Origin of the sequence: Cupriavidus sp. 2TAF22, assembly GCF_052115045.1 — a bacterium.
In the GTDB taxonomy this organism is placed as follows: Bacteria; Pseudomonadota; Gammaproteobacteria; order Burkholderiales; family Burkholderiaceae; genus Cupriavidus.
The window spans coordinates 21,000-46,187 of the sequence record NZ_JBFRFX010000011.1 but is presented as its reverse complement, the minus strand read 5'-3'; the positions used below and the strand labels follow the sequence as shown (position 1 = coordinate 46,187).

Here is a 25,188-nt window from a genome sequence, read left to right as displayed (position 1 = left end):
AACTTCGCACCAACTTCCTTCCAAAAACGCACTATGCGCAAAGGCATTCCCAGTCTCACCGCACTGCAGATGTTCGAGGCCGCGGCACGGCTGGGCAGCTTCACGCGCGCAGCCGACGAGCTCGCGGTGACCGAAAGCGCCGTGTGCCGGCAGATCGCCGGGCTGGAAGCGCGCCTTGGCGTGCCGCTGTTCCACCGCATCCGCAAGCGCATCGTGCTGACGCCGGCCGGCGGCACCTACGCCGAGGAAGTGCGCGAGCGGCTGGACCAGATCGAGCAGGTCACGCTGGATGTGATGGCGCAGCGCCCGCGCGGGCGCGCCATCGAGCTGGCGATCGGGCCCACCTTCGCCAGCCAGTGGCTGATCCCGCGCCTGCCGCAACTGGCGCGCGCGCTCCCCGACCTCACGCTGCACCTGTCGGCGCGCACCGAGGCGTTCGAACTCAGCGATACCGCCTTCGATGCGGCGATCTACTACGGCGAGGGATTGTGGCCTGGCACCGAAGGCGAGCGCATCCTGCAGGAAGGCCCTTCGGTGCCGGTGTGCAGCCCGGCGCTGCTGGGGCGTCGCAAGCGGCTGGAGCTGGCGCAGATGCTGGAGCTGCCGCTACTGCACCTGACCACCCGCCTGCGCGCGTGGGACGACTGGCTGGCAGCGGCGGGCGCGGCCTTGCCGGCGCAGGCCATGCGCGGCCCACGCTATGACCTCTACACCATGCTGGCGCAGGCGGCGGCGGCCGGGGTCGGCGTGGCCCTGATACCGCGCATCCTGATTGCAGAAGAACTGGCTCAGGGGCGCCTGGTGGTACCGCTGGCCACGCTGCCGGCGGAAGCCGACAGCCGCAAGGCCTATTACCTTGCGCACCGGCGCGGGCTGGCGCCCGACGACAAGGTCCTGCAATTGCGCGACTGGCTGCTGGCGCAAGCCGTCTAGGCAGCTACGGGCACGTCGGCCCAGCCTCAGTGCGCATGGGCGCTGACCGCCTCGCGCGTATCGCGCGCCAGGCCCATGGCAAAGGCCACCTCGGCAACCAGGAAGAGCGGCCCCACCAGCAGGCCGGCCAGGTCGTCGACGAAGGCGGGCTTGCGCCCTTCGTAATAGTGGCCGATGAACTGGATCACCCAGCCCACCACGAACAAGCCGACGCCCCAGGCCAGCCAGGCGCCGGTGGACAGCGCCGCCAGCAGGCCGCCGACATAGACGAAGCCCGCCAGGATCAGCGTCATCGCCACGCCGAAGCCGGCCGACAGGCGCAGATAGAACAGGCACGACAGCGCGTACACCACCATCGCCGGCGTCAGGTAGCCCGCGCCGTCGCCCAGCGGCATGGCGGGGCGCGCCAGCAAGGTGGTGACCGCCAGGACGATCATGGGAATACCGATAAAATGCGTGAATACATTGCGCGGGTCGCGGTGATACGCCGCGTACGCCGCGAGGTGGTCGATCAGTGTTTTCACGGGGGTCTCCTGCCGGCGTGGGGGCTGCCGCTGCTTGTGACGCGGCTCGATGTGGCGGTATGGTATCGGGCAGCAAAACGCCGGTCTGTCGGGTTTTTGACACTCCCGTACCGACTGGGAGCGGCAGCACGCATAAGACGACACAGGAGACGATGATGGGCGTAACGCAACGTACGCAGCAGGCGCCGGCACCCGAGCCGCTGCACGTGCTGCGCGCGGGAAGCTGGTTCGCGGGCCTGCCGCCGGCCATGCAGGAAGCCTTGCTGCGCGACGCCGTCACCCGCAGGCTGTCCGCCGGACAGCTGTTGTTCGTGCGCGGCGACGCCTTCGACGGCATCTTCGTCGTGCTTTCCGGCACGCTGCAGATCGACGCCCACAGCGCCGCGGGCAAGGCGGCCCTGCTCGGCCTGCTGGAACCCGGCGCCTGGTTCGGCGAGATCTGCCTGTTCGACGGCCTGGCGCGCACCCATGATGCGCATGCCACGAGCGCCGCCACCGTGCTGCACCTGCAGCGCGACAAGCTCTACGCCATGCTGGCGCAGCATCCGCAATGGTGGCGCGAGTTCGGCAAGCTGCTGGCGGCCAAGACGCGCGAGGCCTTTCATTACGTGGAAGAAACCCAGGTATTGCCGCCGCTGGCGCGCACCGCGCGCCGGCTGGTGGCGATGGCGCAGGCCTACGGCGACCTGCCCGGGGTAGAGCGCCGCTCCGTCCACATTCCGCAGGAACAGCTCGGCCAGATGCTCGGACTGTCGCGCCAGACCGTCAACCACGCGTTGCGCGAGCTGGAGGCGCGCGGGATGCTGCGGCTGCATTACGCCGACATCGAGCTGCTCGACGTGCCGGCGCTGCTGGCATTGTCCTGATGCGCGGCCGAGGCCGGCGCCAACATATCGAGTCACCATGACCGCAGCAGACACACTGAACACGCCGGACGCACCAGATGCGCTGGACGCGACCCGCCTGCAAGCCTATCTCGACCGCATCGGCCACCCGCTGCCGGCGGCGGCCGACCGCGCTGCACTGGACAGCCTGATCGCAGCACACCTGGCGCGCATCCCCTTCGAGAATATCGACGTGCTGCTGCAGCGCCCGGTCCGGATCGGCGTCGACGCGGTCTTCGACAAGCTGGTCGGGCGGCGCCGCGGCGGCTACTGCTTCGAGCACAACACCCTGCTGGCGGCGGCGCTGCGCGCCCTTGGCTACGCCGTCACCCTGCTGGCGGCGCGCGTGCGCTGGAACGTGCCGGACGACGTGCCGACCATGCAGTCGCATATGCTGCTGCGCGTGGAGGCCGCGCACCTGAGCCATATCGTGGATGCGGGATTCGGTGGCCCCACGCCCTATCGCGCGCTGCCCCTGCCGCCCGCCGGCGATGCCGATCCGGCATTCCCCTACCGGCTGAATCTGGTCGACGATTCCGCCAGCGCCGCCTTCCACCTCTACGACATGGAAGTGCGCGGCGCGGACGGCTGGTTCCGTATCTACCGCTTCGACCTGTCGCCGCAGCAGGCCATCGATTACGAAGCGCGCAACTGGTACACCTCGACCCATCCGGACAGCCTTTTCCGCCAGGCACTGTGCGTGGCGCGCTCGCAGGTCGATACGCGGATGACGCTGCTGAACGACGAATTCGCCGTGCGCGCGACGGATGGCAGCGTCCACCGGCAGCGGCTGGATTCGCCTGACAAGATCATCGAGGTGCTGGCCGAGCGCTTCGGCCTTGCGCTGGAACACGCCGACGCGCAGGCGCTCAAGGCGATCCTGCCCGCGCTGCTGCAGGCGCAGCGCGCGGACTGAGCGGCTACCGCTCAGGCGCGCAAGGGCTGCACATCGAATCCCGCGTGCGCAAGCAGCGCCGGCAAGCCGGTCTCGCCGACCAGATGCAGGGCGCCGACCACCACCAGGGTCGGCTCACGGTCCGCGATCAGCGCCAGGATCTTTGGCATCCACAGCCGGTTGCGTTCGTCGACGAGGGCAGCGAGCGTGACCGGCCACTGCGCGCGGCGCTGCGCCAGCAGCGTTGCGAACGGCCCGGCCTGCCCCAGCCGCCACCAGCGCACCATGTCGACCGGCTCGGCGGCAGCCAGATCCGGCTGTCCGGCGAAGCATGAAAGCATGTCGACCTGTTCGTCCAGCGGGACGCCCTGCAGCAGGCGCAGTGCGTCGCTGGCATCCTCCAGCGCGTCGCTGGCAAGCCCGTCCGCCAGCGCGCGCGCCCACAGGTGGCGGTCCACGCCGTGCTGCGCGACGATACCGTGCCGCGCCGCCAGCGCGAACTGCAGGTGCATCGCCGCGAATACCGGGCGCAGGCGCTCCAGCTCGGCGACAGGCAGGCCGAAGCTCTCCCACAGCCTTCGCACCTGCTCGAGGACGGCGGGCGCAAGGTGCCGGCCGAGACTGTCCCCCGGCGGGAAATAGGCCGCACCGGCATCCGGCGCGCGATCCATCGCCACTTCGAAGACCACGCGCGCGGCCGAACGATAGGCCTGCTCGGCGGCCGGGTCCAGGGCCGATAGCGGCGCGTCGAGTACGTGGATGGCGCCGAGCAGCGTGACGCCGGTGTTCCTGACCTGCCAAAGCATAAAGCGTATACCCCTATGTCGGGACGGGCTGACTTGCCCGCCGCAGCGACGCCAGCATACCTTCTCCCGCAGTGCAGAACACCGTCATGCACCGCATGAATTGCCAAAAGAAAAAACACTGATAAGCCAGGGCGGCGGCCGATTTGCGTGTGGACTGGCCGGTGGCGCCCAACCATAATGTACCGGGCGGTAACATCGGGCAGTGCCTGGCGGCAAGCCGGTTGCGCCTGCCGCGCATTCCCTGATCCGATAGCACCCTTTACAAAACATCCAGTCCCGCTCGGCGAGGACATGGAAACCAGGAGACACGCATGTCATTGTTCGACCTGACCGGCAAGGTTGCCATCGTCACCGGCTCTTCTCGCGGCATCGGCCGCGCCATCGCGGAACAGATGGCGGTACAGGGCGCCAAGGTGGTGATTTCCTCGCGCAAGGCCGAAGCCTGCCAGGAAGTCGTCGACGCCATCAACGCCAAGCATGGCGCCGGCACCGCGATCGCCGTGCCGGCCAATATTTCCTCCAAGGAAGACCTGCAGCGCCTGGTCGACGAGACCAACCGCACCTTCGGCAAGGTCGACGTGCTGGTCTGCAATGCCGCCTCCAATCCCTACTACGGGCCCATGAGCGGCGTCACCGACGAGCAGTTCCGCAAGGTGCTGGACAACAACGTCATCTCCAACCACTGGCTGATCCAGATGGTGGCGCCGCAGATGATCGAGCGCCGCGACGGCTCCATCATCATCGTGTCGTCCATCGGCGGCCTGCGCGGCTCGCCCACCATCGGCGTGTACAACGTGTCGAAGGCAGCCGACTTCCAGCTCGCGCGCAACCTGGCGGTGGAATTCGGCCCGCACAATGTGCGCGTCAACTGCATCGCCCCGGGCCTGATCAGGACCGATTTCGCGCGCGCGCTGTGGGAAGACCCGGAGCGCTACAAGCAATCCACGCAGGGCGCCCCGCTGCGCCGCATCGGCGAGCCGGTGGAGATCGCCGGCGCCGCGGTGTTCCTGGCCTCCGCGGCCAGCACCTTCATGACCGGCCAGGCCATGGTGGTGGACGGCGGCGTGACGATCTGATCCGCGCGGGAACGCCCGTTCCCGCCTTGCGCGCTGCCCAAGCTGTTCCCGCTGTTCCCGCTGTTCCCATCCGGGCTCCCGCTCCCGGCGTGAGGCGCCTTCCCAGGCGCCGGTGCGCCCGGGCGGGGTCCATCCTGCCATGCAGTCAGGGAGGCACCGATGTCGAACCAATCGCAAGCAGCTACGTCCTGGCCGGCCATCAGCCTGGCCGAGGCGCATGCCCGCCTCACCGCGCCCGGCGCTCCATTCGAAACCGAGACGCGCGTCATCCGCGGCATTCCCACCACCGTCTTCAAGAACGCGCCGCCCACGCTGCGCGAGCTGTTCCTGCAAGCCTGCGCGCTGGGCGACAAGATCTTCGTGGTGTATGAGGACGAACGCGTGTCGTATGACGCGTTCGGCCGCGCCGCGCTGACCGTTGCTCACGCGCTGATCCGCGACGGCGTGCGCAAGGGCGACCGCGTGGCGCTGGCCATGCGCAACCTGCCGGAGTGGCCGGTGATCTTCTACGGCGCATTGCTGGCCGGCGCCATCATCACGCCGCTCAACGCATGGTGGACCGGCGCCGAGCTGGAATATGGCCTGGCCGATTCCGGCAGCAAGATTGCCTTCGTCGACGCCGAGCGCCTGGGCCGTATCCTGGAGCATTTGCCGGGCTGCCCCGCGGTCGAACGGATCTACGTCGGCCGTGCCGGCGGCGCCGCGCACGGCGACACGCACGGCGACACGCGTATCGCCGCGTTGGAGAGCCTGGTCGGCACCCCGGACCAGTGGGCTGGCCTGCCCGCGCTGCCCGTGCCGGACATCGGCATCGAGCCCGACGACGACGCCACCATTTTCTACACCTCCGGTACCACCGGCAAACCCAAGGGCGCGCTGGGTACTCACCGTAATTCGGCCACGGTGGCGGTAGCCGGCCTGTTCAGCCCGATCCGCAACTACCTGCGGCGCGGCGAAGCCATTCCCGCGCCGGATCCGGAGGCGCCGCAAAAAGGCATGCTGCTGGCGGTGCCCTTCTTTCACGTCACCGGCTGCATGGCGGTGCTCAATGGCGCGCTGGCCAACGGCACCAAGATCGTCCTGATGCGCCGCTGGGAACCGGTGCGCGCCATGGAACTGATCGAGCGCGAGCGCTGCACGGCCGCTGGCGGCGTACCCACCATCGCGTGGCAGATCATCGAGCATCCGGAGCGCGCGCGCTTCGACCTGTCCTCGCTCGAGAACATGAACTACGGCGGCGCGCCCGCCTCGGCCGAACTGGTCCGCCGCATCACCGAAGTGTTCCCGCATTCCGCGCCCGGCATCGGCTGGGGCATGACCGAGACCTCGGCCACCTTCACCAGCCATAGCGGGGAGGAATACGTGGCGCGGCCGGAAAGCGGCGGCCCGGCGCTGCCGATCGGCGAGATGAAGATCGTCGACGGACGCGGGCGCAGCCTGCCCGTCGGCGAGACCGGCGAGTTGATGGTGCGCGGGGCCAACGTGGTGCGCGGCTACTGGAACAAGCCCGAAGCCACCGCGCAGACATTCATCGACGGCTGGCTCAAGACGGGCGACATCGCGCGGCTTGACGACGATGGTTTCCTGTATATCGTCGACCGCATGAAGGACATGCTGATCCGTGGCGGCGAGAACATCTACTGCATCGAGGTCGAGAGCACGCTCTACGACCACCCGGCGGTGATGGACGCGGCGCTGGTCGGCATTGCCCACCGCACGCTGGGCGAGGAGCCGGCCGCCGTGGTCGCGCTCAAGCCCGGGGCCGAGGTCACGGAAGCGGAACTGCAGGCCTTCGTGGGCGAGCGGCTGGCCGCCTTCAAGGTGCCGGTGCGGATCGTGTTCTGCCCGGAGATGCTGCCGCGCAATGCCAATGGCAAGATATTGAAATCGACGCTGCGCAAGATGCTCGACGCCGCGGCCTGACAATCACGACCGCACCACGGGAGACCATGCCGATGCATCGCCATCCATCATCCACATGCCGCGCGGCGCTGCCGGTCCTGGCCGCCGCACTGCTCGCGGCCGGCTGTGCCGGCCAGGGCCAGGGCAGCGCTGCCGCCCCGGTGCCGGAGATCCGCCCGGGTATCCTGGCCGGCTACCTGCCGGCCGAGGCGCGCCCCGACAGCCTGCAGCTGGTGCCGCCGCCGCCCGCGCCGGGCTCCGCCGCCCAGGCAATGGACGACGAGACCGCCCGCGCCAGCGTGGCCCTGCGCGGCACCGCGCGCTGGCGCCAGGCCGCCGTCGACGCCAACCTCGGATTCCCCCGGGCAGCGCAGATCTTTTCCTGCGCGCTGGATGCGCCGGTGTCGCAGGAGCAGACGCCGCGGCTCTACCTGCTGCTGCGCCGCACACTGGCCGACGCAGGTCTGTCGACCTACGGCGTCAAGGACAAATACGTGCGGCCGCGACCGTTCATGGTCAACCACGAGCCAACCTGTACACCGGATGAAGAACCCAAGCTGGTCAAGGACGGTTCCTACCCGTCCGGGCACAACGCCATTGGCTGGGCGTGGGCGCTGATCCTGGCGGAGACTTCGCCGCAGCAGTCCGATGCCATCCTCGCGCGCGGCCTGGCGTACGGCCAGAGCCGGCTGGTCTGCAATGTGCACTGGCAAAGCGACGCCATGCAGGGCCGCATCATGGGCGCGGCCACCGTGGCGCGGTTGCATGCCGATCCGCTCTTCCGCGCCGACCTGGTCGCGGCCAAGGCAGAGCTTGCCGACGTCCGCGCCAGGGGACTCAAGCCCGCCGGCGACTGCGCGGCCGAGCGCGAGGCGCTGGGCGGCAAGTAGCCTGGCGGCAGGCCGTACCCTGGCCGGACGAGATCAGCCGCGCCCGACGAAGGGCATCTTGGTGGCCATCACGGTCATGAACTGCACGTTGGCGTCGAGCGGCAGGTTGGCCATGTGGACCACCGAGCTGGCCACGTGGGCCACATCCATCAGCGGTTCCGGCGCGATCTCGCCGTTGGCCTGCGGCACGCCGCGGGCCATGCGCGATGCCATGTCGGTAGCGGCGTTGCCGATGTCGATCTGGCCGCAGGCGATGTCGTAGGCGCGGCCGTCCAGCGAGAGGCTCTTGGTCAGGCCGGTGATGGCGTGCTTGGTCGCCGTGTACGGCACCGTGTTGGGGCGCGGCGCGTGCGCGGAGATGGAGCCGTTGTTGATGATGCGGCCGCCGCGCGGGCTCTGCGACTTCATCAGCGCGAAAGCGGCGCGCGAGCACAGGAACACCCCGGTGAGGTTGGTGTTGACCACGGCCAGCCACTGCTCCACCGACAGCTCGTCGATGGATACCGCCGGCGCGTTGATGCCGGCGTTGTTGAACAGCACGTCGAGCCGGCCGAATTCCTCGCGAATCTTCCCGAACAGCCCGTCCACCGATGCCGGATCGCTCACGTCGCACTGCACCGCCAGCGCCGTATGGCCCGCGGCGCGCGCCTGCGCGGCCAGGACTTCCAGCGGCTCGGCGGTACGGCCGGCAAACACCACGCGGTAGCCCGCCAACAGCAGCGCCTGGGCCACTGCCTTGCCGATGCCGCGGGCCGCGCCCGTCACCAGTGCAACCTTGCCTTGCTCACTCATGCTGTTCTCCGAAAAAATAATGGGATCTGCCACGGGCTGGCTGGCGTGCCCGGTCGGCGGGATAGGAATGCTTGCCGGCGGTAAGCGGGGGATGTGTTCGTCGGGCGCCTATTTGACTGGGATCGGCGTGTCCGCCGCCACCGGCACCGCCGTCACGCTGTTCTGAGGGCTGCCGGAAACGATGCGGTCGGAATACGTCAGGTAGACCAGCGTGTTGCGCTTGCGGTCGACCGTGCGCACCACGTGCAGGGCCTTGAACAGGATCGACATGCGCTCGGAGAACACATTGTCCTGCTGGCGCAGCGGGCCCTTGAAGCTGATCGGCCCGACCTGGCGGCAGGCGATCGACGCCTCGGGCGGGTCTTCCGCCATGCCGAGCGAGCCCTTGATGCCCCCGGTACGCGCGCGGGAAACGTAGCAGGTCACGCCCTGCACCTCCGGGTCGTCATAGGCTTCGATCACCACCTTGTCCGAGCCCGTCATGCGGAAGTTCGTGCTGACGCTGCCGATTTCCTCGGCATGCGCCGCCGGCAGGGCCAGCAGCGCCGCCAGCAAGACCGGCACGGCCAGCGCAACGCGGCCCGCCAGGCGGGTCGTCATGGTACGCACGCCGGCTCCCTCCACCTCAGGACACCGCGCCGGTGATTTCGTCATGGCGCTTTTCCATTTCCTGGCGCAGCTGGCGGCGCAGCTGCGCGGCGGCGAAGCGCTGGCGCTCCACCTCGTCGCGCGGCTGCAGCGGCGGGACTTCGGCCGGCGCACCATTGTCGTCTACCGCCACCATGGTGAAGTAACAGCTATTGGTATGGCGCACCAGCTTGCTGCGGATGTTCTCGGTGATGACCTTGATGCCGATTTCCATGGAGCTGCGGCCGGTAAAGTTGACCGCCGACAGGAAGGTCACCAGTTCGCCCACATGGATGGGCTGGCGGAACACCACCTGGTCGACCGAGAGCGTCACCACATAGCGCCCGGCGTAGCGGCTGGCGCAGGCGTACGCGACCATGTCGAGGTACTTGAGGATGGTGCCGCCGTGCACGTTGCCGGAGAAGTTGGCCATGTCCGGTGTCATCAACACGGTCATGGAAAGCTGGTGGGACAGGTCATTCATGATGAAAATCCGGGTTTTCGAAACTGCCGGGCGGATCCGCGAAGGCCAGCCGGAGGGCCGGCGCCGACGATCGGCAGTGTAACCCGGAACGGCCGCCGCGCCGTGCCTGGAGGCGCCCCGGACAGCCGGCCGGGACAATAAAAAAGCGGCCTTCGAGGCCGCCTTCTCATTTCAATGGCGCTGCAGACGCGAACTGCTTACTTCTTCTTGTTCACAGCGTCCTTGAAGCCTTGGCCGGCGGAAAACTTGACCGTCTTGGCGGCCGGAATCTTGATGGTCTCGCCGGTGCGCGGATTGCGGCCGGTGCGCGCAGCGCGCTTGCCCGAGCCGAAGCTGCCGAAACCCACCAGCGTTACCGAATCACCCTTGGCAACCGCCTTCTTAATGTTGTCCAGAGCAGCATTCAGCGCGCGCTCTGCTGCAGCATTGCTCAGTTCCGCGTCAGCGGCGATGGCAGATACCAGTTCACCTTTATTCATGGCTGATTTCCCTTGTTGGTCGTCGTCATCGGAGTGTCTGCCACGCGGCAAATCACCGATCGGCGCAGTCTAATCTGCGCTTTACGCATTGGGCAATCCCCAGTGGCACCAATGCAACGAAAAAAGCCGCAAATCCTTGAGTCAAGCGCCTTTGCGGGGAATTTACCCCCCCTTTTCCGGGCTTTCAAATGCGGCTGCTGGCGGTATCGGGAAATCGAACATGCGTACGCGCGCAGGACCGCGATGCCCCGCGGCGATCCTGGCATTTGCCGACACCCGCGGCCAACGGCAAAGCGCCGCTCTGTGCGCATGCACGACGGAGGGTTCAGAACATTCTCTGCGTCTTGCGCCCGCGATTTCGCTAGTCGATTGCGCTAGTCGATTGCGCTAGTCGATTGCGTTAGTCGATTGCGCTTGTGATTCGGCCTGCGATTCGGCTTGCGATTGCGCCGGCCATTGCGCCGGCCATCCTGCTCGCCAGCTTTTTGCACCAATATGGTAACACCGCTCTTTTTGGTGCATACAAAGTGAGATGTTTCGCCCCAAAACAAGGCATTGCCTCATATTGGCGCAAGCAGAACGCGCGGCGCGGGCGCACGCCGCCGTGTCATCCGCCGCTTCCCGGCTGCACGCTCGCCGGGGCGCGTGGGCTCCGGGCAGGCCGCGCGCGACAATCCGGTGCGTGATCCACCAACTCGGTGCAATTTTCGCACCGTCCTGGCTCAAACTGGAACGGATATTGCATACCAGTGCTCCCATTTTGAGCATGAGGAATGTATGGACAATTGGAAGAGCGGCACCGACGCCCTGTTCATCCTGCTGGGGGCGATCATGGTGCTTGCCATGCATGCGGGCTTTGCCTTTCTTGAGCTAGGCACCGTACGCAAGAAGAACCAGGTCAATGCACTGGTCAAGATCCTGGTGGATTTTGCGATTTCCACGATCGCCTATTTCTTTATCGGCTATACGGTAGCTTATGGGGTCGAATTTCTCGCCAGCGCCCAGACGCTGGCGCAAAGAAGCGGTTATGAGCTGGTGAAATTCTTCTTCCTGGCGACATTCGCCGCGGCCATCCCGGCGATTATCTCGGGCGGCATCGCGGAGCGTTCGCGCTTCAATCCCCAACTGGTGGCGACCTTCGTCCTGGTCGGCCTGGTCTACCCCTTCTTCGAAGGCATCGCCTGGAACAACCGCTTCGGCGTGCAGGACTGGATCGCCTCGGTCGCCGGCGCGCCCTTCCACGACTTCGCCGGCTCCGTCGTGGTCCATGCCATGGGCGGCTGGATCGCGTTGCCGGCCATCCTGCTGCTCGGCGCGCGCCGCGGCCGCTACCAGAAAGATGGCCGCATCAGCGCACACCCGCCCTCCAATATCCCGTTCCTGGCGCTGGGCGCGTGGGTGCTGGCGGTGGGCTGGTTCGGCTTCAACGTCATGAGCGCGCAGACCGTCGACAAGATCAGCGGACTGGTCGCCATCAACTCCCTGATGGCCATGGCCGGCGGCACGCTGGCCGCCTGGGCGGCCGGCCGCAACGATCCCGGCTTCGCCTATAACGGGCCGCTCGCCGGGCTGGTGGCGGTGTGCGCGGGCTCGGATCTGATGCACCCGCTGGGCGCGCTGGTGACCGGCGGCGTGGCCGGCGTGCTGTTCGTCTATCTGTTTACGCTGGCCCAGAACAAATGGCACATCGACGATGTGCTGGGCGTGTGGCCGCTGCACGGCCTGTGCGGCGCGTGGGGCGGCATTGCCGCCGGCATCTTCGGTGCGCAGGCGCTGGGCGGCATCGGCGGGGTTTCGCTGGGCGCGCAGGCGATCGGCACCCTGCTGGGCATTGTCATCGCCCTCGTGGGTGGCACCGTGGTCTATGGCACGCTGAAGAAGGTGGTCGGCATCCGGCTGGATGCCGAATCCGAATACAACGGCGCCGACCTGTCCCTGCATCGCATCTCGGCCACGCCGGAGCGCGAAACCAACTGGTAGATCGACGCGGCAAGGCAGCCGCCTGCCGCTCCCGCCGCTCCCGCCGCGGCACGCCGGGCCAGCCAGGCCCGCCGTGCCGCGCGATTTTGTGCTTGAACTTCCGCTCGCGGCAAAGCAATAATGCCTTGACCGCCCCCGCGTCACGCCCTCGCCGCGCCCGGGCATCCGCTGCATGATGTTCGTTGCTTGTGAACCTGCAAGAGCCAGCAAGGGAGAACGCGATGGATGCCACAACGCTGCAGAAGCTCCAGGATGTCGTGGTCGCCTATGCGACCGAATTCGGGGTCAAGATCCTTGCCGCCCTCGCCTTCTGGGTGATCGGCCGCTGGCTGATCCATGTCGTGGTACGCCTGGTCCAGGGCTCGTTGTCCAAGCAGAAGGTCGATCCGACGCTGCTGCGCTATGTCGGATCCATCGTCACGGTCACGCTGAACGTGGTGCTGGTGATCGGCATCCTCGGCTATTTCGGCATCCAGACCACCACCTTCGCCGCGCTGATCGCAGCGGCCGGCATCGCCGTCGGGATGGCGTGGTCGGGGCTGATGGCCAATTTTGCCGCGGGCGCTTTCCTGGTGGTGCTGCGGCCATTCAAGGTGGGCGATTTCGTCACGGTGGCCGGGGTGACAGGCACTGTCAGGGAGATCGGCCTGTTCGCCACCACCATGGACACGCCCGACAACGTGCTGACGGTGGTCGGCAACAACAAGATCTTCGCCGACACCATCCAGAACTTCAGCGCCAACGCCTACCGTCGTGTCGAGCTGAAGGCCCAGCTGTCCGGCAGCACCGATACGGCCGCTGCCATTGCCCTGCTCAAGGAACGCATCGCCGCGTTGCCGAACGTGCTGGCCGAACCCGCGCCCGACGTCGAGATCCTCGAGTTCACCCTGGTGGGGCCGGTCCTGGCCGTGCGCCCCTACTGCCATACCGATCACTACTGGCAGGTGTATTTCGACACCAACCGCCTCATGCGCGAGTGCTTTGGCGAGGCGGGCTACGCCGCGCCGATGCCGGCCCAGCTGGTGGTCCTGCAGCAAGGCAGCAGCAACGCCGCAGCCTGACCGTGCTCCGGCACGCTGGCGCGGCTCACGCGTGGCGCTGCGCCTGCATGCCGGYGCGCCCGACCATGCGCATGCCCACGGCCCCGACGCCGCATACGGCCATGACCACCGCGAGCGGCAGCGCGCTGCCATCGCGCCAGAGGCTGACCGCGGCGCCGGCGAGCGTGCCCAGCGAAAACTGCAGCGTGCCCATCATCGCGGAGGCCGTGCCGGCCCGGTGCCCTTGCTGGGCCATGGCGAGCGCCGAGGCATTCGGCAGGATGCAGCCCAGGCTGGCGATAAACACGAAAAAGCCCGCCAGGAGCACCGGCAGCGATGCCATGCCCGCCAGCGCCGCCGCGGCCAGCAGCACGCCAGCCGCGCACGGCGCCACCAGCGCGGCACGCAGCACGTGGTCGAGCGGGCGGGTGCGCGCCAGGCGCGCATTGAGCTGCGACATTGCGATCAGGCCCAGCGCATTGGCACCAAACACGAAGCCGTAATGAGAGGGCGCGATGCCATGCAACTCGATCAGCACGAACGGCGACCCCGCGATATACGCGAACATGCCAGCCTGCCCGCAGCCGGCCGACAGCGAATAGCCCACGAAGCTGCGGTCGCGCAGCAACTGGGCGTAGTTGGAAAGCACATGCCCGAGGCGCAGCGGCATGGCGCTGGCGTGGTCGAGCGATTCCTCCATATAGCGGTGGACCACCAGCAGGATCGCCAGGCTGCTGCCGCAGAGCAGCCAGAAGATGGCGCGCCAGCCGAACGCCCCGAGCACGGCGCCGCCGATGACCGGCGCCAGGATCGGCGCCAGGCCCATGACCAGCATCAGCGAGGAAAAGGCCCGCGCGGATTCATGGGCTTCGAGCCGGTCGCGGATGACCGCGCGCGCCATCACCATGCCGGCGCAGCCGCCCAGCGCCTGCAGGAAGCGCCACAGCATCAGCGCTTCGACATCCCGCGCGAGGGCGCAGCCGGCCGCCGCGGCAGCGTACACCAGCAGCCCGACGTAGAGCGGCGGCTTGCGGCCGAAGCGATCGCTGATCGGACCATAGAAGGCCTGCCCCACTGCCAGCCCGACCAGGAACGTGCCCAGCGTCAGCTGCACGCGGCCGATGTCCACGCCGAGATCGCCCGCCAGCGCGGGGAAACTCGGCAAGTACATATCGATGGACAGCGGCGCCAGTGCTGTCAGCGAAGCGCATACCAGGAGCCAGAGTGGAAAACGCGCGGACTGGGGTGCGCGGGTGGAACGGGTCATCGGGACATCCAGAGGAACTAGCAAGCGCGCCGGCAGCGGCAGGGCCAGGGGCAAGCGAGACACGCAAGGCGAGGCGAAAGACGTAATTGTTGCATACCGTAACAAGCTGCGTATTCGGCGCGGCAAGCGTGGATGATGCGGGCCCGCGCCCGCGGTTCGCGGGGTGCCGCTTTCAACGCCAGCGGGGCCAAGGGTACAATGCCACCCTGTCGGCCGCCCGGGGCGGACGGTCAAGCAGCCCGACGCACCGCGGAAGCCCGCTCACCGGCACGGTTTCCGGCAACGTTTTCCTGCATGAGAACAAGATACGCTCTGCTTTCCGCTTTACTGACCCTGGCTGCCGGCGCGGGCAGCTTGCCGTGCGCGCACGCGGCCCCAGCTCCGGTGCCGGCGCCGGCCAAGGCCGCCGTGTCGGCCGCGTCCGCCCCGGCGGCGCCTGACGAGGCCGAAGCGCTGGCGCAGATGCTCAAGGGCGCGGCCACCGGCCAGAACACCGGCGCGGCCGGCGTGCCCGAACTGCTGCGCAACACGGCGCGCCCGGACAATATCCTGGCGCGCGCCTGCCGCCAGCTCAACGACGCGCTGCCCATCGAGATCGACGGCGAAACACGCCTGCGCCGCTGCCAGTCGGTGCCCGGCAAACACGTACTCTTTCAGCTGGAACTCACCAAGTACCGCGGCCCGATGCTGGATCTCGCCAGCTTCGAGCTCAGCTATGCCGCGCCGTTGCAGCGCAATATCTGCGCCAATCGCGACGTGGAAATCCTGACTAAGCTGGGCGTGAGCATGATGTTCCGCTACATGACCCGCAACGAACGCAGCGAACGCCGCGTGGGCGACGTCTATATCAACTCCCCGATCTGCGCCTCGGCATTGCGCTAGGCGACGCTCCTCTCCCCCCGAATCCGCGGAGCAAAAAAAACCGGCACCCCGCAGGGTGCCGGCATGCCAGGGCGTGCGATGAATCAGGCCAGGCGCGGCCGCAGCGGCACCACATTGGCCGCGCGCCGCGGCAGGATGCGCGTTTCCTTCCAGCGCGCGTGCGCCAGCGCGGATCCCCATACCAGCTCATGCAGCCTGGCCAGCGCGAACGGATCGCCCAGCAACAAGTGCTTCTGCGCGGCGCTGAGTTCGTCGGGGCCGCCCGTCAGGGCCTGCTGCACCAGCGCGGCACGCTCGCTCTTGGTGGCTTCCGGCTGGATCAGGCGGGACGTGGCCGTGGCACACATCAGCGCATTGGTGACCGGGTCGACCACGGCATCGATAAAGGCCGGCGGCTCGCCGGCGGCTTCGACGTGCTCCTGCATCGCCACCATCTCACGCGGCGGCCTGGCTTCCTCGGGCGTGACGAACAGCCTGGCGCGGCGCAGCGCGCGGCCGAGCGACACGCGCGACAGCAGCACGGACAGCGGGATCGAGAACGCCAGCGCGCCGACGATCGGCAACAGCCACCAGACGAAGTTCGGATCCAGCCACAGCACCAGCCCGCCCCATGCGAGGCCGAGCAAGGTATGCAGGCCGTGACGGCGGAATGCCTCGCCCCAGGTGGTTTCGGCATCTTCGCGCGGGGGCGACTTCCACGTAATGCCCCAGCCGCTGTAGGCCGCCACCACGAACTTGGTATGGAACAGCATGCGTACCGGCGCCAGCAAGGCCGACATCAGCACCTCGATCAGCATCGACAGCACCAGCCGCACCGGCCCGCCATAGTTGCGCGCATCTTTCATCAGCAGCACGATGCTTGCCACCTTGGGCAGGAACAGCAGCGTGGCGGTGGCCGAGAACAGCGCGAGCGCCTTCTCCGGATGCCACTCCGGCCAGGTCGGGAACAACTGGTACTGCTGGGTGAAATACTCGGGCGGCACCAGCGCGTGCTTGGCCAGCATGATGGTCGACAGCACCAGGAACAAGAACCACAGCGGCGCCGAGAGGTAGGCCATCACGCCGGTGAGGAATACCGCGCGGTGCACTGCGTGGAAGCCCTGCTTCATCCACAGGCGGAAGTTCATCAGGTTGCCCTGGCACCAGCGGCGGTCGCGCTTGACCTCGTCGAGCAGATTGGGTGGCAGCTCCTCGTAGGAGCCTTCCAGGTCGTACGCGATCCATACCCCCCAGCCAGCGCGGCGCATCAGCGCGGCTTCGACGAAATCGTGCGAAAGGATCTCGCCCGCCAGCGGCCCCTTGCCCGGCAGCGGCGCCAGCGCGCAATGCTCCATGAAGGGCTGGATGCGGATGATGGCGTTGTGGCCCCAGTAATGCGACTCGCCAAGCTGCCAGTAGTGCAGGCCGGCGGTAAACAGCGGACCGTATACGCGCGTGGAGAATTGCTGCACGCGCGCATACATGGTCTCGCGCCCCACCGCGAGCGGGGCAGTCTGGATGATGCCCGCGCCCGGGTTGCTTTCCATCAGCTTGACCAGCGTGCTCAGGCACTCGCCGCTCATCACGCTGTCGGCGTCGAGCACCACCATATAACGGTAGGCGCTGCCCCAGCGCCGGCAGAAGTCCGCCACGTTGCCGGTCTTGCGCTTGACGCGGTGACGGCGCCAGCGATAGAAGATCCGGCCGAAGCCATTGACCGCGCGGCAGGTTTCCATCCACGCGTCGGTCTCCGCGGCGCGCAGGTCGGGGTTGCCGCTGTCCGACAGCACGAAGAAATCGAAGCGCGCCAGCTCGCCGGTGCGCTCCATCGATTCATAGGTGGCGCGCAGGCCGGCGAACACGCGGTTCACGTCCTCGTTGCAGATCGGCATGATGACCGCGGTGCGCGCCTCCTCGGCGATCGGGCCCGCCTGCGCCGCCGAGCGCGAGATCAGGTGGCGGTCGCCGCCCTTGGCCAGCACCAGGAAGCCCATCATGGCGGTCCAGAAGCCGGCCGACACCCACGAGAACAGGATGGCGAAGAGCGCCAGCACGGCGATCTCCAGCGGGTCGGTGCCGTGGTATGGCAGCACCTTCGTCATGAAATACGTCGCCAGCGCGGTCTGCCCGGTGACCAGGCCGAGCAACACCCAGCGGCGGTGCGCACCGGCGGGGTGCCACTTGCCTTCGGCATCGGGGCCGTCATGCAGGGTGTCCCAGGTTTCCGGCACCGGCGGGCGGCCGAGCATGCGGCGGCCCAGGTTGCGCAGGAAACCGGTGACGATATGCGGCGGCCATGCGCGCGGCACCATCGAGGCACGCTCGGGCGCCGGGCCCGTATCGATATGCACGGTGCCGTCGTCATGGCGCTGGATCAGCGGTTCGCCGGCGGCCTGCGGCGCGCCGTAGGCGAGATTGAGGCGGCGCCCGACCGATGCGTAGGCGGTGCCGCCAGCCGGCGGCTGAGCGCCGTCCCTGGCGGTGAGTTGGCGTTGCAGCAAGTTCATGGCCGACTCCGTGTCGGCGCTGTCGCTGACCGTAATGTTGTTAAGCAGCTCGCGGCGCTGGTCTGGCGAGACCGGCACGCGATCGAGATAGCGCTCGCATGCCGCCGCCGGGGCGGCGCGCCGCTTCAGCCTGGGGGTAAGATGTAGCTCCACGTCTCGGATAGGGTTGTATTGCCGTTGCGAAGATAGCCGCGCAATTCGACCGGCTTGTTCTCGTCCTTGCGACGCACGATCATCGTCATGCGCCAGCCGCCGGTTGCATCATTGCGCTGCGTCGAAGTGTTCAGCAGCTCCCCGTTGCTGTCGGCCGAGATCACCGGATCGATGCGGGTGTCGGCGGCCAGTTTCTTGAAGGCAGGGCCTTCGAAATCGACGACCAGCGAAAAACTGGTGTCGTCCTGCTTGCGGCTCAGGCCCTGGCCTCGCCGCGTTTGTGTCACCCACGACAGCGGCGGCAGTTTTTCGCCGTCCTTCTGCCACAGCAGGCGGTACTCGAAATCGAAAGGTTGCCTGGGCTTGGGCGGGTTGTCGGGCACCCAGTAGGCCACGATGTTGTCATTGGTCTCGTCGGGCGTAGGGATCTGCACCAGCTCCACCCGGCCCGAGCCCCAGTTGCCCTTGGGCTCGACCCAAGCGCTCGGGCGCCGCTCGTACCATGCGCCGATCTCCTGGTAGCTGCTGAATTCGCGGTCGCGCTGCATCAGCCCGAAGCCCTGCGGATTGGTGGCGGCAAACGATGTCACCAGCAAACGCTTGGGATTGCCCAGCGGGCGCCACACCCATTCGCCGGTGCCGAGCTGCACCGAGAGGCCGTCGGAGTCATGCACCTCGGGCCGGTAGTCGGGCACCGGCGAGGGCTGGTTCTCGCCGAACAGGAACATGCTGGTCAGCGGCGCCAGGCCGAGCTTGGTGACGTTCTCGCGCAGAAACAGCCGCGACTTCACCTCCATCGCGGTCTCCGCGCCCGGGCGGATGACGATGCGGTAGGCGCCGCTCATGCGGCGCGAATCCATCAGCGCGTAGATGGTCAACTGCTTGTCAGCCGGCGACGGGCGCTCGATCCAGTACTCGACGAAGCGCGGAAACTCCTCGCCCGAGTTGAGCGCAGTGTCCACCGCCAGCCCGCGTGCCGACAGGCCGTACCACTGGTCCTTGCCGAGCGCGCGGAAATAGCTCGCGCCGAGGAAGGACACCACTTCGTCCTTGCCCTTGGCCTGGTTCAGCGGATACAGCACGCGAAAGCCAGCGAAGCCGAGCGTCTTGAGCTTGGCGGCGTCGACCTTGTGCGGACCATAGTTGAACGCTGCAGGATCGAAGCGGATCTCGCGCGCGCTGCCACTGACCACCTCGTTGATGCGCACCGGCTGGTCGAACACCGTGCCTTCATGGAAGAAGGACAGCTCGAAAGGCAGCTTGGCATTGCGCCACTGAAAGCGCTCGGGCTTGTACTCGATCTCGCGATAGCGCTCGTAGGACAGCTCGCGCAACTCGCGCGGCAGGTTTTGCGCCGGTGCCTTGTAAGGGCTCGCGGCCAGCTGGTGTGCCCGCGCCGCCACGGTCTCGAAATCGAACGCATGCGCGGCCACCGCGCAGACTGCCAGCATGCCACCGCACAACCACCTGCCCAGGCGCGCGGCGCGTGCGCTGGCAAGCGCCGGCTGGCGGCGTGGGGCGTTTGCGGAGATCGGCAAGGTAGCGTTATCGGACATGGATGCCATTGGCAGGCGGGGTTGGAGGCAACGGCAGGACAAGGGTCCGCAGCAAGAGGCGGACCATCGTTCAGCCAGGCGACAAAAAGGCGGTGATCGCAACGATGCGCGGCAGTTTCGGTGAGCCGCTTGCGCAAACCCGGACGGGCTCGCGGCGCAACATTTCGCTAATGTCTTAGCAACGTAACAGGTTTGTTGCAATGCGCAATAGGACCTTAACAATTCGAGTCTTCAAAGTCACGTTTCGATCACGCAACGTTTGCAACAAATTGAAACCCCAGTCTGCTCAAAGCCGCATTCCACATGGCCTCCCGCCCCGCGCATCACATCGGATCCGTACTCGCGAAGCGTCCGCACCCGGATCCGGGCGCAACGGCGCGCGAAGGACGCCCGATGGTCTTTGCAGGCTGTGGCCTGGGTCATGGCAGAGCGGGAAAACAACTCGACACGCGGGCGCCACGCGCAGCCCGGCATGTCGTGCAGAGATGCGAGCGGAACCCGAAACTGCAACGCTAGGATATGGATTCGGCTTCGTCAACACGCGCCACGATGCCCCGAAAGAGCGCATGGCGCACCTCGGGCGTTCGTGCAGTGCACCGTCCGGCGAGAGGCACGCAAAAAAAAGAGAGGCCGTAGCCTCTCGATGGATTTTCGCCTCGGCGCCAGTCCCCCCGGATGGCATATCGCCACTGGGCACCGGTACCCGCGCATACGCGGCAACGCGCCGGAACGGCACGGCATGGCGGACGCGGGCGGCGCGGCGAACTATTGCGGCAGCAGGCACGCGCCTGAGCGTGCCCGCTGCCTGTCGCCTCTCACTGATGGCGCTCAGGCGCCTTTATTCATCATCTTGTCGGTATCGGACGGCGCATGGTTCTTCTTCTTTTTGGCCGGCTTCTTGGACATCTTGTCCGAGCTTGCCGCCGGCTTGTCACCGGCCGCGGGCGCGGCCGGCGCCGAAGCCTGGGCATAGGCACCCGCACCGAACATGGCCAGCGTCAACATCACGATCCACTTCTTCATGTCAGCCTCCTGGTCCGCTGTAAAAGAAGCCTGCCTGCGGCCGTGGTGGCTTTGGGCTGATGCGCTTCGTCACTACCAGCAACGGGACAGGGAAGCGATGGGTTGACGCGCCGTCCCGCCTATCGACATTGCGACGCAGCATGCAGCGCGCGGGGCGACAGCGCGCCTAATGGCAGAGGCGGCTCAGCAGTTCGCCGGCAATGGTGCCGCCTGCGGCAGACTGGGGCATGCCGGCCTGTGGCGCGCTGATGGTATAGAGCGACTCGCCGCGCGCGTAGCGCTTCGGATAGAGGGTCTGCTCGACCACGGCATACATGGAAGTCGCACAGTTGAAGATCATGCGCTTGAGCGAAGAACGGATCGGCTCGCCGCTGGCGGTGCGGATCACCCCGGCCGGCGCATTGCGCATGACAGCCACGCCGACTTCGGCGCCACGGCGGCGCACCGAAGTCTTGTCGAAATAGGAAACCACCCCGTTGGCGCCCATCAGCGGCAGCCAGCGCTGCGGATCGGGCGCGGCGGGATCGGGTGCGGCCAACACCGAGCAGCCTTCGCGCGGCGTGGAACGGAACACGGTGCCGCCGTTGCTACCCTGGCATTGATACAGGCCCGCGGCGGCGGGCCGCGCCGGTGGACGGCTCGGCGTGGACGGCAACGCAGAAGCTGCTGGCCGCGAGCACGACAACAGCATGAAAAGCGGCGCGCAAGGACATGGACGGACCCTCGTTTGGACCAAAAAAACAGGCCGCATTGTCGCACAGCGCGCCAGGCCCGCTCCGCAGGCGGGCGCCGGGCTCAGCCCTGTTGCTCGCGCCAGGCCACCAGGTCCGCGATGGTCAGCACCGGCAGGCGGTACATCTCGGCAAACGTCAGCGCCTCCGGCCGGCGGGCCATGGTGCCGTCCGGGTTCATCAACTCGCACAACACCGCGGCCGGCGCCAGGCCCGCCAGGCGGGCGAGTTCGACCGAGCCCTCGGTATGGCCGCGGCGGGCCAGTACGCCGCCGTCCACCGCGACCAGCGGAAACACGTGGCCCGGGCTGACCACGGCATCCAGGCCCGCATCGTCGGCGATGGCGGCACGGATGGTGGTGATGCGGTCGGCCGCGCTCACGCCCGTGGTCACGCCTTCGCGCGCCTCGATCGAGACCGTGAAGGCAGTACCGTACTGGCTGCGGTTGTTTTCCACCATCGGGCGCAGGCCCAGGCTGGCAACCTTCTCGCGCGTCAGGCACAGGCACACGATGCCACTGCATTCGCGGATCATCATGGCCATATTGGCCTGGGTCAGGCGTTCGGCGGCAAGGATCAGGTCGGCCTCGTTCTCGCGGTCGTCGTCGTCGAGCAGCACCACGGGACGGCCTTCGCGCATGGCCTCCAGCGCCTGGGCAATACGCTCGCCAAGCGGACGCGCGTCGGCCTCGGCGACGGCCGGGAAGGCAACGGTAACGGCGGGGTTTTCCTGGGTGGGAAGGGACAGCATGAAACGCTCCTTGAATCACGATAAGTGGGCGTTCCAGGGGATCAGCGGAAAAACACAGGCAAATTCAACCGGGCAGGCGCGAGCGCGCGCATGCCTGGCATCCAGCCGGGTTGTACCGCCCATCTTCTTTCATCCGGACTATGACCGTCGGCCCTGGCCTCTCACCAGGTCTGCTGACCCCGCACGGGAATGCGGGCGCTCGCGGGCTCGCCACCTTGTGGTGACATACCGCCGGTGGGGACTTGCACCCCGCCCTGAAGACGTAACGATGCCGGCGCGCCGCCAATGGACTGGCGGGCGCGCCGGCAGCGGAATGTTAGCACGAGTGCGGCAAGGCTTGCCTGGCGCGCCCCGGCGGCTGCGGCGCGGCCGCGGTCTGGCTGGAAAGCGCTTCCAGCGCCAGGCGCGAGGCATCGTCGGCCGGAAAGAAGCATTCGATGCGCATTTCCTGCAGCGTGATGTCCTGCGGAATGCCAAGCGTGGTCAGCGTGGAAAACAGCGCGGCCCGGAAGCCGCCGGCGGCCACTGCAACCGGCAGCATCGGCGGCGGGGTGCCGCCGGCGGCCTCGTCGTCGGCCAGCGGCACCCCGCCGGGTCCGAGCATGTCCGGGTGCCAGGACGAAATGCGGCTGAAGATGGCGCGCGCAGTCTGGTCCTGCGCCTGCGTCTGCAGTTCCTGCCAGACCCGCCTCAGCAGGTATCGCCCGACCTGCCGGGCGTTCTCGATCACCGGCCACAACCCTTGCGGGTCGAACACCGTCAGCATCAGGTTGATGCGCCCGCTGCCCTGCTCCAGCGTGGACGGCTCGCGGCCGTCCAGCAGCACGCGGATCATGTTGCGATAGGCCTGGTTCGCGTCGAGCATATTCCAGAACCGGTCCAGCACCACCGCCGGATAAGGCTCCTGCTTGCTGAGGATCAGCGCCACCGCCTGCTGCACCATCTGCAGCGCAGGCGCGCCGAGGCCGTGCTCGCTATAAGCGGGGGCAAAGCCGCCCGCCAGCAGCAGGCGGTTGCGCTGGCGCAGCGGCACGCCGAGGCGGTCCGCCAGCGACAGCACCATCTCGCGGCTCGGCCGCGCGCGGCCGGATTCGAGGAAGCTGATATGGCGCTGCGACACCCCTGCCGCCAGCGACAGCGCGAGCTGGCTGTAGCCGCGCCTGGCACGCCAGTAGCGCAAGAGCCCGGGGAAGTCGGTTGCGGTCTCGGAGCTGGGGGTCAAGGTATCCATGACGGCATTACAGCACGGCCGCCGCCACGCAGCCATTACCTGCAAGGTAATCGTCGCCGGGCGCGCTACGGCGACACGCTCGTCCACAGGCGCTGCGCCGGCACTGGCACCCATGATAATCTTCGTTATTTATCAATGTGTTATATCGACAATTTCAAGTAGAACACCGACTTCAGGAGGCGGGTCCGTCCGAAATCCGAAGGGCGCAAACGTCCGGATTCCGGATGCGGCGCGGCCGTGCCGCATCGGCACATGGCCCTGGCTGAAAGAGAAGGAAGGGGCATGAAGGACAGCATGCAGCACACCGGCCCGGTCTGAAGCAGTGCGGACACACAGCAATGTTATGCTTTGGGCCTCGATAACTCCTGCGCGCACAGGGCGCGCACCCTGATGGAAATTGCCATAATACTGGCGCTGATTTTGCTCAACGGCCTGTTCGCCATGTCGGAGATCGCCTTGGTGACAGCCCGCAAGGCCCGTCTGCAAAAGCAGATCGAGGAGGGCGACCGCGGCGCCATCGAGGCGATCAAGCTGGGCGAAGATCCCACCCGCTTTCTGTCGACCGTCCAGATCGGCATCACCTCCATCGGCGTGCTCAACGGCGTGGTCGGCGAGTCCACGCTGGCGCAGCCGCTCGGCATGTGGCTTCAGGGCTTTGGCATGCAGGTGTCCACCGCCGGCTATGTGGCGACCGCCATCGTGGTGGCGGGCCTGACGTATTTTTCCATCGTGCTGGGTGAGCTGGTTCCCAAGCGACTCGGCCAGATGGCCCCCGAGAGCATTGCGCGCCTGGCGTCGCGCCCCATTGCCTTCCTGGCGGTGGCCTCGACGCCGTTCGTCAAGCTCCTGTCCAGCTCGACGCGCCTGGTGCTGCGCCTGCTCGGTGTGAAGAGCGGCCGTGGCCCGGCGGTGACCGAGGAAGAAATCCACGCGCTGCTGGTGGAAGGCTCGGAAGCGGGCGTCATCGAGCAGCACGAGCACACCATGGTGCGCAACGTGTTCCGCCTCGACGACCGCCAGCTCACATCGCTGATGGTGCCACGCGGCGACGTCGTGTGCCTGGACGTGGAAGTGCCGCTGGAAGAAAACCTGCGCCGCATCGAGGAATCCGACCATTCGCGCTTCCCGGTGGTGCGCGGCGGCATGCACGACATGCTGGGCGTGGTCAGCGCGCGCCAGTTGCTGGCCCGCCGCCTGCGCGGCGAGCCCACCGATCTGACCGCCGTGCTGCAGTCCCCTGTGTTTGTGCCGGAGAGCGTGACCGGCATGGAGTTGCTGGAGAACTTCCGCGCCTCGGGCGGCCAGATGGCCTTCGTCATCGACGAGTACGGCGAAGTGCTGGGCATCGTGACGTTGCAGGATCTGGTCGAAGCCATCACCGGCGAGTTCAAGCCGGACAGCGCTGGCGAGGAATGGGCCGTGCAGCGCGAAGACGGCTCGTGGCTGCTCGATGGCCTGATTCCGATCCCCGAGCTGAAAGACCGTCTCGGCCTGCGCCACGTGCCGGAGGAATCCAAGGAACGCTATCACACGCTGTCCGGCATGCTGCTGCTGTTGCTGGGCCGGCTGCCGCAGACTGGCGACACGGTCCGCTGGGGCGACTGGAAGTACGAGATCGTCGACATGGACGGCAAGCGCATCGACAAGGTGCTCGCCTCCCAGGTGCCGCCCGAGGACGGCGCCGACGCGGAAACCACGGGCTGACACCCCGCCTTGCCCGGCGCGCGGCAGGCGCCCTGCCGCGCGGCCTGCCCTGCCCGCCCCCGCCTGCTGCGCCCGGTCCGCCACCGCGGGCC

23 protein-coding genes and 1 riboswitch are annotated in these 25,188 nt (G+C 67.4%); of the genes, 10 read left to right on the top strand and 13 right to left on the bottom strand.

Features of this window, described 5'->3' with window-relative positions:
* Positions 1–33 precede the first annotated feature (33 nt).
* Complete coding sequence (locus AB4Z48_RS14955; protein ID WP_441615191.1) at positions 34–933, top strand: LysR substrate-binding domain-containing protein; 900 nt, start codon at positions 34–36, stop codon at positions 931–933.
* Between the two features lie 26 nt (positions 934–959).
* Here the strand turns inward: AB4Z48_RS14955 and AB4Z48_RS14950 are convergent, their stop codons facing one another.
* The gene (locus AB4Z48_RS14950; RefSeq protein WP_441615189.1) at positions 960–1,457 is read right to left on the bottom strand and encodes an Mpo1 family 2-hydroxy fatty acid dioxygenase; all 498 of its coding nucleotides are present in this window, start codon (positions 1,455–1,457) and stop codon (positions 960–962) included.
* Between the two features lie 155 nt (positions 1,458–1,612).
* Here AB4Z48_RS14950 and AB4Z48_RS14945 point away from each other — a divergent pair, with 155 nt between their 5' ends.
* Both AB4Z48_RS14945 and AB4Z48_RS14940 read left to right on the top strand, forming a co-directional pair.
* Complete coding sequence (locus AB4Z48_RS14945; protein ID WP_441615420.1) at positions 1,613–2,323, top strand: Crp/Fnr family transcriptional regulator; 711 nt, start codon at positions 1,613–1,615, stop codon at positions 2,321–2,323.
* Positions 2,324–2,360: 37 nt separating this feature from the next.
* On the top strand, positions 2,361–3,257 hold the full coding sequence (locus tag AB4Z48_RS14940; protein ID WP_441615187.1) for an arylamine N-acetyltransferase family protein: 897 nt from the start codon (positions 2,361–2,363) through the stop codon (positions 3,255–3,257).
* Between the two features lie 11 nt (positions 3,258–3,268).
* Here AB4Z48_RS14940 and AB4Z48_RS14935 read toward each other — a convergent pair whose 3' ends face one another.
* A complete protein-coding gene (locus tag AB4Z48_RS14935; protein ID WP_441615185.1) occupies positions 3,269–4,042 on the bottom strand; it encodes a TraB/GumN family protein in 774 nt (257 codons plus the stop codon).
* Between the two features lie 311 nt (positions 4,043–4,353).
* On the opposite strand from AB4Z48_RS14935, the gene AB4Z48_RS14930 reads away from it, so the two are divergent.
* From AB4Z48_RS14930 to AB4Z48_RS14920, 3 genes are all read left to right on the top strand, one after another.
* Entirely contained in the window at positions 4,354–5,118 is a 765-nt protein-coding gene (locus AB4Z48_RS14930; RefSeq protein WP_441615183.1) for an SDR family oxidoreductase, read from the top strand.
* Between the two features lie 159 nt (positions 5,119–5,277).
* Positions 5,278–7,041 (top strand): class I adenylate-forming enzyme family protein, encoded by a 1,764-nt coding sequence (locus tag AB4Z48_RS14925; protein WP_441615181.1) that lies wholly within the window; start codon positions 5,278–5,280, stop codon positions 7,039–7,041.
* A gap of 32 nt (positions 7,042–7,073) precedes the next feature.
* Positions 7,074–7,910: an acid phosphatase gene (locus AB4Z48_RS14920; RefSeq protein ID WP_441615179.1), complete on the top strand. Its 837-nt coding sequence runs from the start codon at positions 7,074–7,076 to the stop codon at positions 7,908–7,910.
* 33 nt (positions 7,911–7,943) lie between these two features.
* Here AB4Z48_RS14920 and AB4Z48_RS14915 read toward each other — a convergent pair whose 3' ends face one another.
* The 4 genes from AB4Z48_RS14915 to AB4Z48_RS14900 all read right to left on the bottom strand — a co-directional run bounded on the left by AB4Z48_RS14915 (position 7,944) and on the right by AB4Z48_RS14900 (position 10,292).
* Entirely contained in the window at positions 7,944–8,702 is a 759-nt protein-coding gene (locus AB4Z48_RS14915; RefSeq protein ID WP_441615177.1) for an SDR family oxidoreductase, read from the bottom strand.
* Positions 8,703–8,810: 108 nt separating this feature from the next.
* On the bottom strand, positions 8,811–9,302 hold the full coding sequence (locus AB4Z48_RS14910) for a CreA family protein (protein ID WP_441615418.1): 492 nt from the start codon (positions 9,300–9,302) through the stop codon (positions 8,811–8,813).
* A 25-nt stretch (positions 9,303–9,327) separates the two neighbouring features.
* On the bottom strand, positions 9,328–9,813 hold the full coding sequence (locus tag AB4Z48_RS14905) for an acyl-CoA thioesterase (RefSeq protein ID WP_441615175.1): 486 nt from the start codon (positions 9,811–9,813) through the stop codon (positions 9,328–9,330).
* Positions 9,814–10,010: 197 nt separating this feature from the next.
* On the bottom strand, positions 10,011–10,292 hold the full coding sequence (locus AB4Z48_RS14900; RefSeq protein ID WP_020202816.1) for an HU family DNA-binding protein: 282 nt from the start codon (positions 10,290–10,292) through the stop codon (positions 10,011–10,013).
* A 777-nt stretch (positions 10,293–11,069) separates the two neighbouring features.
* On the opposite strand from AB4Z48_RS14900, the gene AB4Z48_RS14895 reads away from it, so the two are divergent.
* Positions 11,070–12,272, top strand: a complete 1,203-nt coding sequence (locus tag AB4Z48_RS14895; RefSeq protein ID WP_441615173.1) for an ammonium transporter — start codon at positions 11,070–11,072, stop codon at positions 12,270–12,272.
* Positions 12,273–12,493: 221 nt separating this feature from the next.
* On the top strand, positions 12,494–13,333 hold the full coding sequence (locus AB4Z48_RS14890; protein ID WP_441615171.1) for a mechanosensitive ion channel family protein: 840 nt from the start codon (positions 12,494–12,496) through the stop codon (positions 13,331–13,333).
* A 25-nt stretch (positions 13,334–13,358) separates the two neighbouring features.
* Here AB4Z48_RS14890 and AB4Z48_RS14885 read toward each other — a convergent pair whose 3' ends face one another.
* Positions 13,359–14,579 (bottom strand): Bcr/CflA family multidrug efflux MFS transporter, encoded by a 1,221-nt coding sequence (locus AB4Z48_RS14885; protein ID WP_441615169.1) that lies wholly within the window; start codon positions 14,577–14,579, stop codon positions 13,359–13,361.
* Positions 14,580–14,873: 294 nt separating this feature from the next.
* Between AB4Z48_RS14885 and AB4Z48_RS14880 the strand changes: the two genes are divergently transcribed.
* Positions 14,874–15,461 carry a hypothetical protein gene (locus tag AB4Z48_RS14880; RefSeq protein ID WP_441615168.1) on the top strand — a complete coding sequence of 196 codons (588 nt, stop codon included), beginning with the start codon at positions 14,874–14,876 and terminating at the stop codon, positions 15,459–15,461.
* Between the two features lie 83 nt (positions 15,462–15,544).
* Here AB4Z48_RS14880 and mdoH read toward each other — a convergent pair whose 3' ends face one another.
* From mdoH to AB4Z48_RS14850, 6 genes are all read right to left on the bottom strand, one after another.
* Positions 15,545–18,100 (bottom strand): glucans biosynthesis glucosyltransferase MdoH, encoded by a 2,556-nt coding sequence (gene mdoH / locus AB4Z48_RS14875; protein ID WP_441615166.1) that lies wholly within the window; start codon positions 18,098–18,100, stop codon positions 15,545–15,547.
* A complete protein-coding gene (locus AB4Z48_RS14870; RefSeq protein WP_441615164.1) occupies positions 18,073–19,656 on the bottom strand; it encodes a glucan biosynthesis protein G in 1,584 nt (527 codons plus the stop codon). The genes mdoH and AB4Z48_RS14870 overlap by 28 nt, the downstream gene beginning before the upstream one ends.
* Positions 19,657–20,484: 828 nt before the next feature.
* The gene (locus tag AB4Z48_RS14865) at positions 20,485–20,679 is read right to left on the bottom strand and encodes a hypothetical protein (RefSeq protein WP_441615162.1); all 195 of its coding nucleotides are present in this window, start codon (positions 20,677–20,679) and stop codon (positions 20,485–20,487) included.
* A 166-nt stretch (positions 20,680–20,845) separates the two neighbouring features.
* Entirely contained in the window at positions 20,846–21,370 is a 525-nt protein-coding gene (locus tag AB4Z48_RS14860; RefSeq protein WP_441615160.1) for a surface-adhesin E family protein, read from the bottom strand.
* Between the two features lie 104 nt (positions 21,371–21,474).
* Positions 21,475–22,161, bottom strand: a complete 687-nt coding sequence (gene ribB, locus AB4Z48_RS14855) for a 3,4-dihydroxy-2-butanone-4-phosphate synthase (protein WP_441615158.1) — start codon at positions 22,159–22,161, stop codon at positions 21,475–21,477.
* Between the two features lie 117 nt (positions 22,162–22,278).
* Positions 22,279–22,427, bottom strand: a riboswitch (FMN riboswitch).
* 50 nt (positions 22,428–22,477) lie between these two features.
* Positions 22,478–23,392 carry a helix-turn-helix domain-containing protein gene (locus AB4Z48_RS14850; RefSeq protein ID WP_441615156.1) on the bottom strand — a complete coding sequence of 305 codons (915 nt, stop codon included), beginning with the start codon at positions 23,390–23,392 and terminating at the stop codon, positions 22,478–22,480.
* A gap of 390 nt (positions 23,393–23,782) precedes the next feature.
* Between AB4Z48_RS14850 and AB4Z48_RS14845 the strand changes: the two genes are divergently transcribed.
* Positions 23,783–25,096 carry a hemolysin family protein gene (locus tag AB4Z48_RS14845; protein ID WP_441615154.1) on the top strand — a complete coding sequence of 438 codons (1,314 nt, stop codon included), beginning with the start codon at positions 23,783–23,785 and terminating at the stop codon, positions 25,094–25,096.
* The last annotated feature ends 92 nt before the right edge of the window (positions 25,097–25,188 follow it).